This window comes from Cupriavidus necator N-1 (genome assembly GCF_000219215.1).
In the GTDB taxonomy this organism is placed as follows: domain Bacteria; phylum Pseudomonadota; class Gammaproteobacteria; order Burkholderiales; family Burkholderiaceae; genus Cupriavidus; species Cupriavidus necator.
Genome location: NC_015727.1, coordinates 265685 through 281498 on the forward strand (window position 1 = coordinate 265685; position 15814 = coordinate 281498).

Sequence of the window (15814 nt, forward strand, 5' to 3'; positions counted from 1 at the left end):
TGACTATAGTACAAAATGGTCACAAGTTGTTCAACTATCGCGACTCGCGTAAGCTGGAGCCCATGAAGACCACCCCTTACCCCGTTCCCGCCCGCGGCCCGGCGGACCATGACGTGCGAGACCAGATCGTCGCTGCCGCCACCGAGCACTTCAGCCGCTACGGCTACGAGAAGACCGCCGTTTCCGATCTGGCCAAGGCCATTGGTTATTCCAAGGCTTACATCTACAAGTTCTTCGAGTCCAAGCAGGCCATTGGCGAGATGATTTGCGCCAACTGCCTGCGCGAGATCGAGGCCGACGTGAGTGCCGCCCTGGCCGAGGCCGACTCCCCGCCGGAGAAGCTCCGGCGCATGTTCAAAGCCTTGACGGAGGCCAGCCTCCGGTTGTTTTCCCACGACCGCAAGCTGTACGAGATCGCCGCCTCGGCAGCGACTGAGCGCTGGCAAGCGGTGATCGCCTACGAAGAGCGCATCCAGAAGGTGCTGCGCGATGTGCTGCAGGAAGGTCGGGAGACGGGAGACTTCGAGCGCAAGACGCCGTTGGACGAGGCCACGACGGCCATCTACCTTGTCATGCGCCCGTACCTGAATCCGTTGCTTTTGCAGCACAGCTTTGACTACACGGAAAGTGCGCCCGGGCTGCTCTCCAGCCTCGTGCTTCGGAGTCTTTCCCCCTGACGCGCGGATTTCTCTTTGTGACTATTGACTAAAATGGTCACACGAACCAGAATGAAAGCCAGATCATCCTGTCGATGGGGCTTTCATGCTTTCGCGTCGCTTTGTTACCTCTACCGTTTGTGCGTTGCCGCTCGCATTGAGCGCTTGCGGCGAAAAGGCCCCTGCCGATCCGCGCACCGAGGCGCCCTTGGTGCGGGCCGCGTTCGTCCAGCCAGTCGCTTCCGCATCGCGTTCATTCACTGGGGTCGTCGCTGCCAGGGTGCAGAGCGACCTCGGCTTCCGCGTGCCCGGCAAGGTGCTGGAACGGCTTGTGGACGCGGGCCAAAGCGTCAAGCGCGGCCAGCCGCTCATGCGCATCGACCCTGTCGATCTGAAGCTCGCCGCGCATGCGCAGCAAGAAGCCGTGACCGCTGCACGGGCACGCGCGCAACAGACGGCGGAAGACGAAGCCCGCTACCGTGATCTGCGCGGAACGGGCGCGATTTCTGCCTCGGCCTATGACCAGGCCAAGGCCGCGGCGGACGCGGCCAAAGCCCAGTTGAGCGCGGCAGAAGCGCAGGCCGATGTTGCGCGTAACGCCAGCCGTTACGCCGAGCTTGTTGCCGATGGCGAAGGCGTGGTCATGGAAACGCTGGCCGAGCCCGGCCAGGTGGTCAACGCGGGGCAGGCGGTTGTGCGCCTGGCCCACGCTGGCCGCCGTGAAGCGGTGGTCCAGTTGCCGGAAACGTTGCGGCCAGCGATCGGCTCTCTCGCACAGGCCACGCTTTTCGGTGGGGAAAGCGCGCGCGTACCTGCCAAGCTGCGGCAGCTGTCAGATGCCGCCGATCGGCTTACCCGCACCTTCGAAGCACGCTATGTGCTGGATGGGGAACTGGCCAATGCGCCGCTGGGCGCCACCGTGACGATCCAGATTCCCGATCGCCTTGCCATCGCGCAAGGCGATCTGCAGGTGCCGCTGGGCGCCGTGTTCGATGCGGGCAAGGGCCCCGGCGTGTGGGTCATCCAGGGGGATCCGGCCAAGGTGTCGTGGCGATCCGTCACCATCGTGCGCCTCGGCGACGAAGGGGCACGGGTTGCCGGCCAAGTCAAGCAAGGGGACCGGATTGTCGCGCTTGGCGCACAACTGCTGCGTGAAGGCCAACAAGTCCGTGTGGCAGGCCAGGGCGCCAGCACTGCCATCGCGGGGGTGCGCCCGTGAGCCAAGTTCGTTTTAACCTATCGGCACTCGCCGTGCGCGAGCGCGCCGTTACTCTGTTCCTCATCTGCCTGATCTCTCTGGCGGGACTCATTTCCTTCTTCAAGCTGGGCCGCGCGGAAGACCCGGCGTTTACGGTCAAGGTGATGACCATCATCACCGCGTGGCCTGGCGCCACCGCGCAGGAAATGCAGGACCAGGTGGCCGAGAAGATCGAAAAGCGCATGCAGGAGCTGCGCTGGTATGACCGCACGGAGACCTATACCCGGCCTGGCCTGGCCTTCACAACGTTGACCTTGCTCGACAGCACGCCGCCGTCGGAAGTCCAGGAGGAGTTCTATCAAGCGCGCAAGAAAGTCAGCGATGAGGTGGCCAACCTTCCGCCCGGCGTGATCGGGCCGATGGTCAATGACGAATATGCAGACGTGACCTTTGCGCTGTTTGCGCTCAAGGCACAGGGCGAGCCGCAACGCGTGCTCGTGCGCGACGCGGAGACACTGCGCCAGCGGTTGCTGCACGTGCCCGGCGTCAAGAAGGTCAACATCATCGGCGAGCAGTCGGAGCGCATCTATGTCGAGTTTTCGCATGAGCGCCTCGCAACCCTTGGTTTGAGTCCGCAAGAGGTGTTTGCCGCGCTCAACAGCCAGAATGCCCTGACGGCGGCCGGCTCGGTAGAAACGAAAGGTCCGCAGGTCTTCATCCGTCTGGACGGTGCGTTCGACGAGCTACAGAAGATTCGTGATACGCCGGTTGTGTCGCAGGGCCGCACGTTGAAGCTGTCGGACATTGCCACGGTCAAACGCGGCTATGAAGACCCGGCCACGCTCATGGTGCGCAATGGTGGGCAGCCTGCCTTGCTGCTGGGCATCGTCATGCGCGAAGGCTGGAACGGTCTGGATCTGGGCAAGGCGCTCGACAAGGAGGTCGGCGCCGTCAATGCCGACATGCCGCTCGGCATGAGCCTGACCAAGGTGACGGACCAGGCAGTCAACATCAGTTCTGCCGTCGACGAGTTCATGCTCAAGTTCTTCGCCGCGCTCCTGGTTGTCATGCTGGTGAGCTTCGTCAGCATGGGCTGGCGCGCCGGCTTGGTGGTAGCCGCAGCCGTTCCGCTGACACTGGCGGTGGTCTTCGTGGTGATGGCCGCAACGGGCAAGAACTTCGACCGCATCACGCTGGGGTCCTTGATTCTGGCGCTGGGCCTGCTGGTGGACGACGCCATCATCGCCATCGAAATGATGGTGGTGAAGATGGAAGAGGGCTACAGCCGCGTGGCCGCTTCGGCCTATGCGTGGAGCCACACCGCCGCGCCCATGCTGTCGGGCACGCTGGTGACCGCCGTCGGCTTCATGCCCAACGGCTTTGCCCGCTCCACCGCGGGTGAATACACCAGCAACATGTTTTGGATTGTCGGCATTGCGCTGATCGCGTCGTGGGTTGTCGCGGTGGTGTTCACGCCTTATCTGGGCGTGAAGATGCTGCCCGACTTCAAGAAGGTCGAAGGCGGCCACGATGCGATTTACGACACCCCGCGCTACAACCGCTTCCGTGCGCTGCTCGGGCGCGTGATTGCGCGCAAATGGCTGGTCGCTGGCTCGGTGGTGGGGCTCTTCGCCTTGGCTATTCTCGGCATGGCGGTGGTCAAGAAACAGTTCTTCCCGATTTCGGATCGACCCGAAGTGCTGGTCGAAGTGCAGATGCCCTATGGCGCGTCGATCAACCAGACCAGCGCCGCCACGGCCAAGCTGGAAGCGTGGCTGGCCAAACAGAAGGAAGCCAGAATCGTGACGGCTTACGTTGGCCAGGGCGCGCCGCGCTTCTATCTGGCGATGGGGCCGGAACTGCCCGATCCGTCGTTCGCCAAGATCGTGATCCGTACGGATAGCCAGGAAGAGCGCGACGCGGTGAAGCAGCGCCTGCGCCAGGCCATTGCCGACGGTCTTGCCCCCGAGGCGCGCGTGCGGGTCACGCAACTCGTGTTCGGTCCATATTCGCCGTTCCCGGTTGCTTACCGCGTGAGCGGACCGGATGCGCAGACGTTGCGCCGCATCGCGGCCGATGTCCAGCAGGTGATGGACGCAAGCCCGATGATGCGCACCGTCAATACCGACTGGGGCATGCGTGTGCCCACGCTGCACTTCACCTTGCAGCAGGATCGTTTGCAGGCCGTGGGGTTGGGCTCCAGCGCCGTCGCGCAACAACTGCAATTCCTGCTCAACGGCATTCCGGTGACGGCCGTGCGCGAGGACATCCGTACCGTGCAGGTGACGGCCCGCTCGGCTGGCGACGTTCGACTCGACCCCGCCAAGATTGGCGACTTCACGCTGGCAGGCGCCAACGGGCAACGCATTCCGCTCTCACAGGTGGGAAAGATCGATGTGCGCATGGAAGAGCCCATCATGCGCAGGCGCGACCGCATGCCGACCATCACGGTGCGCGGCGATATTGCCGATGGGCTGCAGCCGCCCGACGTGTCGACGGCGATCAGCAAGCAGCTTCAGCCCATCATCGAGAAACTGCCGAGCGGATATCGTATTGAGCAAGCGGGCTCCATTGAAGAGTCGGGCAAGGCGACGAAAGCCATGCTACCGCTGTTCCCGATCATGCTGGCGGTGACCCTGCTGATCCTCATCTTTCAGGTGCGGTCCATCCCGGCGCTGGTGATGGTTTTCCTGACCAGCCCACTCGGCTTGATTGGCGTGGTGCCGACCTTGATTCTGTTTGGGCAGCCATTCGGCATCAACGCGTTGGTCGGCTTGATCGCCCTGTCGGGCATCTTGATGCGCAACACGTTGATCCTGATCGGGCAGATTCAGCACAACAAGGAGGAAGGGTTGGATCCGTTCAGGGCCGTCGTGGAAGCCACCGTCCAGCGTGCGCGTCCTGTGATTCTCACCGCATTGGCCGCCATCCTGGCTTTCATCCCGCTGACCCATTCGGTGTTCTGGGGGGCACTCGCTTACACGCTCATCGGCGGGACGTTTGCGGGGACGATCTTGACCCTGGTGTTCCTGCCGGCCATGTACTCCATCTGGTTCAGGATCCGGCCCGGCAACGCGGCCGATGCGCAGCGCGATCGGCACGAGACCGCGCAGCCCGCCGCAGAACTGGTGCCCGAGTAATGGTGATCTGCAAGGGTATCTGCCCGCCACATTGCCCCTGGTTTCAATTCATTTGCATCGCGCCCACGCCGTAGCCGGATAGGAGCAGCAGCTTTTTTTTTCACCCCCGCCTGCCCATTTCTACCTCCGTGTCTCCATACCTTAGGGCAGGCGGGTTTTTCTCTGTGCCGGAATGTCTGTTCATGACAGAGCGGTACTGCGCAAGATATACATCTACGGTTATCTCAACCGCGTGTAGCCGCGCCCACGCCAGGAGCGTAGGCGACGCGCCGTTCTCTACCTGCAGATCGCTAGATGTATACGCCGGCGTTATCCTGCCAATGCTCAATGGTTGACGCGGCCTTTGGTCAGGCGGTCCCATTTTCGGTGAGACTGAGTTCCCTCGACATCGCTTCGCGCATGACGAACTTCTGCACCTTCCCGTGATGGTCATCGGCATCTCGGCGACGAAGCAGATGTAGCGCGGGATTTTGTAATGCGCCATGACGCAGATTCGCAGGCAAGAGAAATCAACTTCCGGGTGATCGACCTGGGGCGATGAACATCGTCGGCACGTCTTGCAGGGCCGTGCTGCGTTCCTCGCGCACCGCCGACATGGTTGCAACGACGTCGAACGCCTCGCCCGGGAAGACCATATACGCACCTGTGGACGCGCGCGCCATTACGGCCACTACCATTCTGAAACAGTGGTAGAAAGCGCGGCGTTCAGATGGCAGACGGATGCTTCGCCAGCGGCGTTACCTGGATCGTCATATAGGGAAACAGCGGAAGCGATGAGAGCAATTCGTGCAATTCGTCGTTGCTCTCGACATCAAAAACGCTGACGTTGGAATAGCGCCCAACGACGCGCCAGAGGTGCGGCCACTTGCCCGCTTTCTGGATCTCGATGGCACGGGCTTTCTCTGCTGCCTTGAGGGTGTCGACCCGGTCTGCCGGGAGGGATTCAGGAATCTTTACGTCCATTTGAACACAGTAAAGCATGGTGTCTCCTTGTCTGTCGACTGTTGTGGCGAGGCCAGTCCGGTCCCGAACAGGCCTGCTGTGGTGGCGCTTTCCGTCGGATCGGCGCTCAGCCAGCGACGTTGTCGTCGCCGGAAACCGGCGCGGTACGGAAGGGTTTGAGCTGGCCGATGAAGGTCTTCCCATGCTCGAACCATTCCTTGCGGATGTCGGACGCAAGATAGCTTTCGTAAGCCGCTTCGTTCTCGAACCAGCATTCGCCAATGGCATCGACGTGCCCGATGTCGAAGAAGGGTACATGGGTGTCGGTTGGCTGCTCGGCGACAAGACGGACTTCATACTTGTGCAGGCCCGGCACTCCGCGCGACATTTCATCGTGGCGCAGGCATTCCGCGCGGAAGGTATCGTCGGACATGCCCTCTGGCTTGACTAGCAGGTACAGCATGCGAATCATGTTGGCTCCCCTGTCTCTGAATAGGTTGGTATCTTGGTTCTGCGTTTTCTACTGCGATAGCGCCGTACTTCAGGTTTGCGCCCGCACCGAGTGTGCCAGCGCTCCGGCCTCATAGTGATTGTCTTCTTCCCCGATGTTCTCGATGGCAATGCCGCGCGTCTCCGGCAGTAGCAGGATGCCGAACACCGCGAAAGTATAGGCAACCAGGCAGAATGCGCCCATGGCATTGGCCAAGCCGATGTGGGTAGACAGCACGCCGACACCGACGACGGATCCTGCGCCTACCGACTTGCCCACGTTGTAGGAAAAGCCCATACACGTGGTGCGCACATGGGTGGGAAACAGTTCGCTGAGGAAGGGCCCCAGGGCAGCGAACATGCCAATCGCCGAGAAGCCGACCAGGAAGCCCAGGATGGCGGTGAGGGTGGAGTTCAGCGGCAGCAGCATATAGCTGACCGTAACGATCCATGCGCAGACCGATAGCAGAATCAGCGTGGGCCGCCGACCGATTCGATCGCAAAGATCGGCCGCCACTGCGAAACCGCAGAACGAGCCGAAGGCCATGATGAAGACTGTGACGATTTTCGATGCGGCAGCGACCTCCCGCTGGCTGAGCAAGGAAGGCAGCCAGATCAGGATGGCGTAGCAGCCTGCCTGCAGCCCGATCACCAGCACGCTTGACAGGATCAGTGAACGTGCGTACTTGCGGTTGAACACCGAGGCCAGCGAAGCGCGCGGTGCGCAGCTCCGCCGGGCGCGCTCGAACATCGGCGCGTCCTTGATATGGCGCCGGATGAACAGCACGCTCGAGGCCGGAATGATGCCGCTCCAAAACGCTACGCGCCACGCCATTTCCGAGGGCAGCCACGCCAGCAGTAGGGTGGCCACGACGACTGATAGCGCCCAGCCCAGGGCAAAGCCCGATTGCACATAGCCCATAGCCTTGCCGCGATGCTTGGCATCGATCACCTCGGCCATCAGCGCCGCGCCCACCGCCCATTCACCGCCAAAGCCGAGGCCTTGCAGTGTGCGAGCGATCAGCAGCTGGTTATACGTCTGGGCGAAGCCCGCAAGCACGCCGAACAACGTGAACCAGATGATGGCCAGCACCAGGATGCGGGCGCGGCCGTATCGGTCGCTGAGGATGCCGGCGCCCCAGCCACCGATGGCCGTGACGATCAATGCCACGGTGCCGAGCACGCCAACTTCCGGCTTGGTCAGCCCCCACGCAATCGTCAGGGCGGGCAGCAGGAAACTGAACATCTGCATGTCGAACGAGTCCAGCGCCCAGCCCGAATAGCAGGCCCAGAACGTCTTTTTCTGCTGGGGTGTCCCATTCTTGTACCAATCAAGCATACCTGTCTCCTTTGTCTGTCGAATATTGTGTGTGCTTTGCCAACGCTCGCTGGATCTGCGCCAGGACGGCAGTGGGATGTGAGAGGCTAGGCGTATTCGCCGATCACCATGGAGGTGAACTCGAGCTTCACGTCAGTGAGGGACTGAAGCGATTGCGGCGACATGTCGCCGACAATCTCGATGACCGAAACGCCGTGTGGGCCGATGGCGAAGGTGCCGAGTTCGGTGTACACGCGGCTCACGCAGGCGAGACCTGTCAACGGATAGCTGCACTCGCGGCGCAGCTTGCTCGTCCCGTCCTTGGTCAGATGGTCCATCATGACGAACACGCGCTTGGCCCCGATGGCTAGGTCCATCGCGCCGCCCACGGCGGGAATGGCATCCGGCGCGCCGGTGTGCCAGTTGGCCAGGTCGCCGCGCTCCGATACCTGAAATGCGCCAAGCACGCAGATGTCGAGATGGCCGCCGCGCATCATCCCGAACGCGTCGGCGTGGTGGAAGAATGCGGCGCCCTTTTCGAGGCGAATCGCCTCCTTTCCCGCGTTGATCAGGTCCCAGTCCTCCTGCCCGGGTTCGGCAGCCGACCATTGGCCGAGCACACCGTTCTCGCTGTGCAGGATGACTTCCCGGTATCGGGGCAGGTGGTTGGCCACCAGGGTGGGCAAACCAATACCGAGGTTCACATAGGACCCGTTCGGGATGTCGCGCGCCACGCGCGCGGCCAGCAGGCTTCTTGCCACGTGATCCATTACGCTCACCCTGCCAGCATGGCTTCAGCTTGTGCTACGGCGCCGCGCAGCACCACGCGGTTGACGAAGATTCCAGGCGTCACGACGTCCTCGGGGTCAAGCTCGCCCAGTTCGCAGACGCGAGCCACGGCGGCGATCGTCTGGCTTGCCGCCATCGCCATGACGGGCGCGAAGTTGCGCGCGGTCTTGTTATAGATGAGATTGCCCCAGCGGTCGGCGGCCGCAGCGTTGATTAGCGCGACATCGACATGGAGGGGGTGTTCGAGAACGTAGCCGCGACCGTCGATTTGGCGAGTCTCCTTGCCCTGCGCCAGCAGCGTGCCGTAGCCGGTGGGGGTGTAGAAGGCGCCGATGCCGCTGCCCGCGGCACGCAGACGCTCCGCCAGGGTGCCTTGCGGCACGACTTCCAGTTCGATCTGGCCGGCGCGGTACAGTTCTTCAAATACGTACGCATCGCGTTGGCGCGGGAAGGAGCACAGCAGCTTGCGCACCCGGCGGGTCTTGAGCAGCGCCGCCAGCCCGGTGTCGCCATTGCCGGCGTTGTTGCTGATCACTGTCAGTTCCTTGGCGCCCTGTTCGATCAGGGCGTCAATCAGTTCGTCAGGCATGCCGGCGCCACCGAAGCCCCCGATCGCGATCGTGGCACCGTCTTGGACGTCGTCCATGGCATCGCGCGCCGTTGTGTAAAGCTTGTCGATCATGTTTCGCTCGATTGTTGTCTGGCGAAGCTAGATTGCCACGCAGCCTGTGGGCGCTCAATTTTGCCTTTTGCAAGCGCCCTTAGCGCTGGGTTAATTCGGGGGTGACCGCGGTCTCATTGAGTGATGAGACCAGCGCTCGTCGCTCTCTCATTGAGAGCGACAACCTTGCTCATTCGATGCAGCAAGGTGAATCGGAGAAAGGGTAAGAGGGCAGAACGTGCACGGCTCTACGAGCCATCACCACCGGGGGCGTAGCGGCCGATCAGTCGGTTCGCAAACTCCCTTGCGAAGCTGGACAAGCCTTCAATGTCGCGCGCGCAGACCTGGAAGGTGCGAACGGCCCAGTCATCGCGCAGATTGCAGGCTCCGATGGGCTGGTTGCCTTTGAGGCGGGCGAAAGCGGCCTTAGGCATGATGGCAATGCCGGCGTTGGCGGCTACCATGCGGCAGATGGCATCGTAGCTGGCCACATGGACGCGGATGGTCATGGGCTTGTGCAAGGCGCCTGCAGCGCGCGTCATGAATACCTGGAACGCGCTGCCTTCGAGCAGGGCGACAAAGGCATATTCCAGCGCTTGCTCGAACCAGACCTCTTCCTCTGCCAGCAAGGGATGCCCCAGCGGAGCGACCAGGATCAGCCCGCTCTTGACGAAGGGCACAGCCTGCAGCCCGGCGGTGGGCACATTGCCGGAGATGATGCCCAGGTCGGCACCGCCTTCGCGCACGAGGCGGACAATGTCGTCGCTGAGCCGCTCGCGCACGTCGATGCGCACGTCGGGGTGGGTCGCGAGATAGTCGCCGATAACTGGCGGCAGGTACTCAGTGATAGCCGTGGTATTGGCCACCAGCTTGAGCTGTCCGCTCAGGCCCGCCGTGAAAGGCTGGAGATTGCCGGTGAGCCGTTCCAGTTCTGCAAGCACCACGCGCGCATGCTGGAGATAGACGTCGCCGGCGGCCGTCAACGTTACGCCCTGGGGCGAGCGCTCCAGCAGGCGGACCCCCAGCGTATCCTCAAGGTTCTTGATGCGGTTGCTGACCGCTGGGACCGAGAGAAACGAACGCTCGGCGCCCCGGGTCAGGCTGTGCGTTTCCGCGACATTGACGAAAAGGCGGAAATCGGTGATGTCGAAGGGGACGGCCATGCTGCGGATCTCGCGGCGAGATGTTAGAGCCGCTATGGCAGGGCGCAACAGCGGCGGGGAAGCGGTCGGCCGAGACGGGCAGCGTCAAGCCGTGCCGCGGCACGGCCGCCCGCGGGCCGTTACCAGGTGGCGGGCTCAAAGAGGAAACCCTGGCCCTCTCGCCTGATGTAGCCGCAGTGGGGCTGGCCGAAATGCACCGGCAAGACCAGCGCTTCGCTGTCGGCGGCCTGATTGAGCAAGGCCAGCCGCGTGGTGCGCGCCAGGTCGGGACGGATGCAGTAGCCGGAGTTTACATCCGGGCGCACGATCTGCAACGGACTGTGCAGGATGTCGCCGCAGAACACCGCCTCCTCGCCCCGCGAGCGCACGCGGAAGGCTACCTGTCCCGGGCTGTGTCCCGCAGCCGGTTCTACCTGCAGGCACCCGGCGATTTCTTGCCCTGGCACGATCATCTCCGCCAGGCCTTCCTTGACGACCGGCATCACGCTGTCGAAAAACGCCTCGCCAAACACGTCCACCACGCCGGGCTCCTTGTTGCGCCCCGCGTCGCAGAAAACAAAGTCGTCCTTGGGGATGTAGTAGCGCGCATTGGGGAAGGTCGGCGCCCAGCGGCCGTCCTGCCAGGTGGTATTCCAGCCGACGTGGTCGGCATGCAGATGCGTCATCACCACATGGGTGACCTGCTCCGGTGCGGCGCCGGCCGCAATCATCCATTCACGCACCAGCGTGTTGAGCATGTGCATGCGCGCAATACCGGCGCGGGGCTTGAAGTTGCCCACGCCGGTATCGACGACGACGACCTTGTCGCCCGCATGCACGATCCAGAACTGGATCGTCACAATCAGCTTGTTCATGTGCGGGATCCAGTGGTGTGGCGCCATCAGGTCCACATTCGCATCGAGCACGGACCGGTCGAGGTCCGGAAAGAGAAAGGCCGGATCATGCGTCGGCCCAGCGTACTCGAGAATTCGGGTGATTTTTATGTCACCAAGGGTGCGTGATTGCATCATGTGCCTTGTCTCCCAGATATGGATGGCGAGCCCCGTTCGTGGCTCATACGGCATAGCCATCCCGGCGCCAGGCGCAAAGGATCGGCGATATCCGGCTTTGCGCCAATTTTGCGTTCTGAAAGAGGGCTTTCAAGCAGGTTTATAGAGCGGACCCGCTGCCATAATGCGCCTACCGGCGCGGCATCCGAAAGCCCGGACCCTGCTGGATCTGTCGTGAGCCGTTCCTGCCCGTTCGCTGCAGGCATACTTGGCCTCGGAGTATGTGCAGGCAAACCTTCTCGTGTCCAAGACCGATTAGGTCTTCTTCCATACCTACAAGGTATTCTTGACGGAATAGCAGACCGGATGTTTAGAAAATGCAATTAATCGCCAACAGCCTACATCCATGATGCTGGGTTATCGCCACCTCGAGAAGGCGCGCGCTTTGAAACCAGCTGGTGGAAGCGAGCAAGGCGTAGATGATCGGCCCACAGAACCTGCATGGCTGATCGGAATTGTGAGGCTCTGCTGCGCGCCGACCTTCCGGGTCTTTCTACCGACTTCACTCACTACCCGCTGCAACCGACAATGGCTCGCGCTGACGAGCACAGGTGATCGACGAGTTGCCGTGCCGCGACGGGCAAGCCCTCATAGGACCGTATGCAAAGGTTCAACTTGCGATGCGCCCAGGGCGCATCGAATGCGATTACGCGAATGGCCAGTGTCTTGGCATAGCGCCGGGCCAGGCTGATGGGCAAGATGCCGATTCCCATATCAGCTTCCACCATCAGGCAGACGGCATCGTAGCTGTTGACCTGCATGCGGAATTTCACTGGGACGCCGTTCTCGCTGGCAAAGCGCAGCAATTGCATATTGATGTAGCTGCCGGTTTGCAGTCCGATCAGGTAGTGATCGAGTACCTCTGTTGTGGTCAGCTTCTTGCGCGAGGCTAGCGCATGACGCCGCGACACTACCACGACGAGGTCGTCCTCGCGATACGGCAGCGTGATCACGCCTTGCGGCGACGTGCCGAGGTCCGCGAAGCAGCCGATGTCTGCCGCGTTCTCTGCGACGCCCCTCAGGATCGCGGTGCTGATGCGCTCCTCGAGCTGCAGTTGTACGTCAGGGTACTTCTCAATGAAGCCATGCAGATCCGCGGGCAGGAACTGGGCGATCGAGGAGACGTTGGCATAGATGCGAACCAGGCCGCGGGTGCCGGTGGCGTAGTCCTGCATCATCGCGGCGATATTCTCGAGGTCGTTGACGATGCCGCGCGACAGGTTCTGCAGGGCGATGCCGGCCGGCGTCGGCACGATGCCCTTGTTGCTGCGTTCGAGCAATTGTGTGCGCAAGGTATCCTCTAGATCGCTGATGCGCTTGCTGACTGCTGAGGCGGCGATATGCTCCCGTTCCGCGGCGGCCGCGATCGTACCGAGTTCGGAAACTGCAAGGAATAGCCGCAGCGAAAGGGGGTCTATCTTCATGACGTCAGCGGACCGGGCGACAGATAGCTGGCATTATGCGCGCCACGCAAGTTCCAGGATAGCGCGCAGGTCGGCTTCGGTCGTGATTGGCCTGACGTTGTTGCGCGTCACCATCGGATGCTCGAGCGCAGGCCCGATCATGGCATCGACTTGTGCCCGCGTCAGGCCCAGATCGTCCAGCGTGGTTGGCATGCCCAGGCGAACCAGCAAGTTGTGAAGGATGGCATGAAACGGCATGCCTGGCTGGCCGATGGCGGCGGCCAGGCGCTCGTGCTGCGGCTTGATCCAACCCTCGAGCCATTTGGACTGGGCGAGCATCAGCACACATGCCGCATCGCTGTGCGCAATGCCACCATAGGGACCGATGATATGGACCATCCAGTGGCTGAAGCCGTGCGGCACGGACATCTGGCCCATGCCAGTGTACCAGGTGGCCAACTGGCACTGCGTGAAGGCTTCGGTCGCGCTCGCGTCGCCGAGCTTTGGCAGGTTTTGCACGTACAGCGCGATGGCTCGCTCGGCCAGCAGGCTCGTAAAGGGATGCGGCGACGACGAGCAGGCCGTGTTGATGGCGTGGTCCAGGCCGCGAATACCGGTAGACCACAACAGCCGCACCGGTGTCTGGTGCAACAGGTCCGGGTCATAGAGGACGGCCACGGGCGATCCGTCGGGCACCACGAAACGGGCTTTCAGCCGGGTTTCGTCGTCGATCGGCGTGCTGACCGGGGTCCATTCCGACGTAGCCAGTGTCGTCGGGATCGCGATCTGGCGGATGGCAGCAGGCGCCTGCGATGTCGTCAGCATCTCAGTGCCGTCCGCTGACACGACGAACTGCAGCTTGAGCAGGCTATCGCGGTCGTAGGCATTCTCCGAGATGCACAACTGCATCGCCTTACACATGTCCATGACCGAGCCGCCACCGACGGAGACAATGACATCCGCACGGGCGTCGCGCGCTTGCCTGGCAGCCCGCAGGACGTTGGACAGCGGAGAATGCTCGCCCACTTCGTCGGTCAGCCCGACGATCATCTCCCCAAGCCGCGCCTGCAACCGGTCGATAAATGCGGTCTTTGTCCGGATTGAGCGGGAACACACAACAAAGACGCGATGGTATCCGAACAGCGTCAAGACGTCAGGCAAGGCCTCGATGGCCGAAACATTGTGGATGACCCGCTCATGTCCGGTAAAGCGGTAGCGCTTGGGCTCGGTGTTTTCCATCTGGCATCCTCGTGAAGGTAGGGAAGGTAGCCAGATGATGGCACCGGAACCGCTGCCAGGAAATCAGTGAATCGAGAGCCTGCCATCGCCGATGGCGATGGCACGGCGCGTGGCATTCGACCGACATGTCCGCCGACGATCAGGCTGTTGCGTCTTCGGGTCTCGAAGACACGATGTCGGGTTCGCATCCCATGGGCAAATGCACGCACCGGCAGCGGACGCTTCCATGATTGAGTCGAGCGCAGCCATCAAACAATGTTTCGCTTGAGTTGGAACGCCACGGATACGCGATCCGCCGGATAAATTGTGCCCGAAATCTCGAGAATCTTGCCGGCCCGTTTATAGTGACGAACCAGGTGCAGACCGGCTGATCTAGCTGCTACGCCAAGCCTATCGGCCAAAGGCTCTGAGATCACCACGGCAGTGACGATCTGTCGGATTTCATCGATTGCCATGCCGCGCTCGCTCTCGATGATTGCACTGACCAATGTGGTGGACTGACTGAGGATGATGGTGAGGGTGGGGCTGCATGCCCATCCGACTCGCTGCTGGGACCTATTGCATTGCGGTGCGCGAAGTCAGCTACTGGCTGCGGAGGCCCATGGCCAGTCATGTGGGTGATCACGAGTTCGAAAACTCCTCCGGGGGGACTGGCGAGTGGCAGTTCGTCGATCGTGTGCGAATGCAAAATCAGGATCGTGCGGGCCTGGGCGGATTCGTGGCGACGGGAAGCCCAGCGAAGTCGCATGCGTCGCTTACGAAAGCGCGCGCGGGGGCGCTCCTATCTAACGACATCACGCGCAATGCCAAGGAAGTCTCCACTGGGAACGCAGACACGCCGATAGCCGGGCTGTCCACGCCCTCTTGGGCGCCATGTTGATTGAACATCTTGGCGGCCGTCGCTACGCCAGGCTGGCGTTCTCCGTGAAGCATGATCCCAGGAACTGCATGACAGCCTGGATCCGCGGCGCACGTCGGATGTCAGCGTGCACGGCGAGCCAGATCTCGCGTTCGAAGCGCTTGCCCTTGCTCCTCACGCGCTGGAGACCATCGTCCCGGTCGCCCAGGAAGTACGGCAGCGCGGCGATGCCGACACCCGCGCGTGCCGCCGCGGCCTGGATTTCCAGTTCGTTGCTGACCATCACGATCGGCCGGGTTCCCGCCTGCTGCTTCAGCCAATTCTGCTGGGGCGAGCCCTCCATGCTGTCGTCGTAGGCGATAAAGCCATAGTCGGATGGCGTGGTGGCACTCAGGTAGCTGGCGGAGCTATAGAGTGAAAACACGACGACACCAAGCTTGCGCACCACCAGATCGCCTTCGCTGGGTCGAGTCAGCCGTACGGCCAGATCGGCCTCGCGCCGCGACAGCGAGGCCATGTGCGTGGTCCCCGTCAGGCAGATGCGCAGAGCCGGATGCTGTTCACGCAAGCGGCCTAGCTGGGGCGCGATCACCGCCGCGGCCATCGAAGGCGGCGCACTGATCGTGACATCGCCGCTGACGCCGGTCTGCCCGGCCGCCGCCGTACGCTCCACCGCGAACGATTCCTGCTCCATGCGGGCGCCCAGCGCGGCTACGCGTTCGCCTTCGCCGGTCAGCAGATAGGCACGCGGACGCCGGTCAACCAGCTTGAGGCAAAGCGCTGCCTCCAGCGCCGAGATGCGCCGGGCCACCGTGGCGTGGTCCACCTTAAGCCGCCGCGCCGCGCCGGACAGTGAGCCTTCCTGCGCAAAGACGCTGAAATGGCGAAGATCCTCCCAGTCGAACATG

At 62.4% G+C, this 15814-nt stretch carries 14 protein-coding genes and 1 pseudogene; 3 read left to right on the top strand and 12 right to left on the bottom strand.

Annotation, left to right across the window (positions count from 1 at the left end; all coding sequences use genetic code 11):
- The first annotated feature begins 62 nt into the window (after positions 1–62).
- The 3 genes from CNE_RS31415 (at position 63) to CNE_RS31425 (ending at position 4994) form a co-directional block, all read left to right on the top strand.
- Positions 63–677, top strand: coding sequence for a TetR/AcrR family transcriptional regulator (locus CNE_RS31415; protein WP_041229177.1), 615 nt, complete (start codon positions 63–65; stop codon positions 675–677).
- 85 nt (positions 678–762) lie between these two features.
- Positions 763–1875 (top strand): efflux RND transporter periplasmic adaptor subunit, encoded by a 1113-nt coding sequence (locus tag CNE_RS31420; protein ID WP_013958748.1) that lies wholly within the window; start codon positions 763–765, stop codon positions 1873–1875.
- Complete coding sequence (locus CNE_RS31425) at positions 1872–4994, top strand: efflux RND transporter permease subunit (RefSeq protein WP_013958749.1); 3123 nt, start codon at positions 1872–1874, stop codon at positions 4992–4994. The genes CNE_RS31420 and CNE_RS31425 overlap by 4 nt, the downstream gene beginning before the upstream one ends.
- A 463-nt stretch (positions 4995–5457) precedes the next feature.
- On the opposite strand, the pseudogene CNE_RS42355 reads toward CNE_RS31425, so the two are convergent.
- The 12 genes and pseudogenes from CNE_RS42355 to CNE_RS31475 form a co-directional block, all read right to left on the bottom strand.
- Positions 5458–5689: pseudogene (locus CNE_RS42355) on the bottom strand (AMP-binding protein); the annotation flags it as partial.
- Between the two features lie 10 nt (positions 5690–5699).
- Positions 5700–5975: a muconolactone Delta-isomerase gene (gene catC / locus CNE_RS31430; protein ID WP_013958751.1), complete on the bottom strand. Its 276-nt coding sequence runs from the start codon at positions 5973–5975 to the stop codon at positions 5700–5702.
- Positions 5976–6063: 88 nt separating this feature from the next.
- A complete protein-coding gene (locus CNE_RS31435; protein ID WP_013958752.1) occupies positions 6064–6408 on the bottom strand; it encodes an EthD domain-containing protein in 345 nt (114 codons plus the stop codon).
- Positions 6409–6477: 69 nt separating this feature from the next.
- Entirely contained in the window at positions 6478–7764 is a 1287-nt protein-coding gene (locus tag CNE_RS31440) for an MFS transporter (protein ID WP_013958753.1), read from the bottom strand.
- An 86-nt stretch (positions 7765–7850) separates the two neighbouring features.
- Complete coding sequence (locus CNE_RS31445) at positions 7851–8513, bottom strand: 3-oxoacid CoA-transferase subunit B (protein WP_013958754.1); 663 nt, start codon at positions 8511–8513, stop codon at positions 7851–7853.
- A gap of 5 nt (positions 8514–8518) precedes the next feature.
- The gene (locus tag CNE_RS31450; protein ID WP_013958755.1) at positions 8519–9214 is read right to left on the bottom strand and encodes a 3-oxoacid CoA-transferase subunit A; all 696 of its coding nucleotides are present in this window, start codon (positions 9212–9214) and stop codon (positions 8519–8521) included.
- 227 nt (positions 9215–9441) lie between these two features.
- On the bottom strand, positions 9442–10356 hold the full coding sequence (locus CNE_RS31455; protein WP_013958756.1) for a LysR substrate-binding domain-containing protein: 915 nt from the start codon (positions 10354–10356) through the stop codon (positions 9442–9444).
- 119 nt (positions 10357–10475) lie between these two features.
- Positions 10476–11366 carry an MBL fold metallo-hydrolase gene (locus CNE_RS31460; protein ID WP_041228989.1) on the bottom strand — a complete coding sequence of 297 codons (891 nt, stop codon included), beginning with the start codon at positions 11364–11366 and terminating at the stop codon, positions 10476–10478.
- A gap of 548 nt (positions 11367–11914) precedes the next feature.
- Entirely contained in the window at positions 11915–12829 is a 915-nt protein-coding gene (locus CNE_RS31465; protein WP_013958758.1) for a LysR family transcriptional regulator, read from the bottom strand.
- Between the two features lie 33 nt (positions 12830–12862).
- Entirely contained in the window at positions 12863–14047 is a 1185-nt protein-coding gene (locus tag CNE_RS31470; protein ID WP_013958759.1) for an iron-containing alcohol dehydrogenase, read from the bottom strand.
- A 248-nt stretch (positions 14048–14295) separates the two neighbouring features.
- Positions 14296–14535: a UTRA domain-containing protein gene (locus tag CNE_RS39725; RefSeq protein ID WP_013958760.1), complete on the bottom strand. Its 240-nt coding sequence runs from the start codon at positions 14533–14535 to the stop codon at positions 14296–14298.
- 414 nt (positions 14536–14949) lie between these two features.
- Entirely contained in the window at positions 14950–15813 is an 864-nt protein-coding gene (locus CNE_RS31475; RefSeq protein ID WP_013958761.1) for a LysR family transcriptional regulator, read from the bottom strand.
- Between the last annotated feature and the right edge of the window lies 1 nt (position 15814).

Coding starts and splice junctions, on each gene's coding strand:
- CNE_RS31415 (WP_041229177.1), top strand. CDS start 63: ATGAAGACCACCCCTTACCCCGTTCCCGCCCGCGGCCCGGCGGACCAT.
- CNE_RS31420 (WP_013958748.1), top strand. CDS start 763: ATGCTTTCGCGTCGCTTTGTTACCTCTACCGTTTGTGCGTTGCCGCTC.
- catC (WP_013958751.1), bottom strand. CDS start 5,975: ATGCTTTACTGTGTTCAAATGGACGTAAAGATTCCTGAATCCCTCCCG.
- CNE_RS31435 (WP_013958752.1), bottom strand. CDS start 6,408: ATGATTCGCATGCTGTACCTGCTAGTCAAGCCAGAGGGCATGTCCGAC.
- CNE_RS31440 (WP_013958753.1), bottom strand. CDS start 7,764: ATGCTTGATTGGTACAAGAATGGGACACCCCAGCAGAAAAAGACGTTC.
- CNE_RS31445 (WP_013958754.1), bottom strand. CDS start 8,513: ATGGATCACGTGGCAAGAAGCCTGCTGGCCGCGCGCGTGGCGCGCGAC.
- CNE_RS31450 (WP_013958755.1), bottom strand. CDS start 9,214: ATGATCGACAAGCTTTACACAACGGCGCGCGATGCCATGGACGACGTC.
- CNE_RS31455 (WP_013958756.1), bottom strand. CDS start 10,356: ATGGCCGTCCCCTTCGACATCACCGATTTCCGCCTTTTCGTCAATGTC.
- CNE_RS31460 (WP_041228989.1), bottom strand. CDS start 11,366: ATGATGCAATCACGCACCCTTGGTGACATAAAAATCACCCGAATTCTC.
- CNE_RS31465 (WP_013958758.1), bottom strand. CDS start 12,829: ATGAAGATAGACCCCCTTTCGCTGCGGCTATTCCTTGCAGTTTCCGAA.
- CNE_RS31470 (WP_013958759.1), bottom strand. CDS start 14,047: ATGGAAAACACCGAGCCCAAGCGCTACCGCTTTACCGGACATGAGCGG.
- CNE_RS31475 (WP_013958761.1), bottom strand. CDS start 15,813: ATGTTCGACTGGGAGGATCTTCGCCATTTCAGCGTCTTTGCGCAGGAA.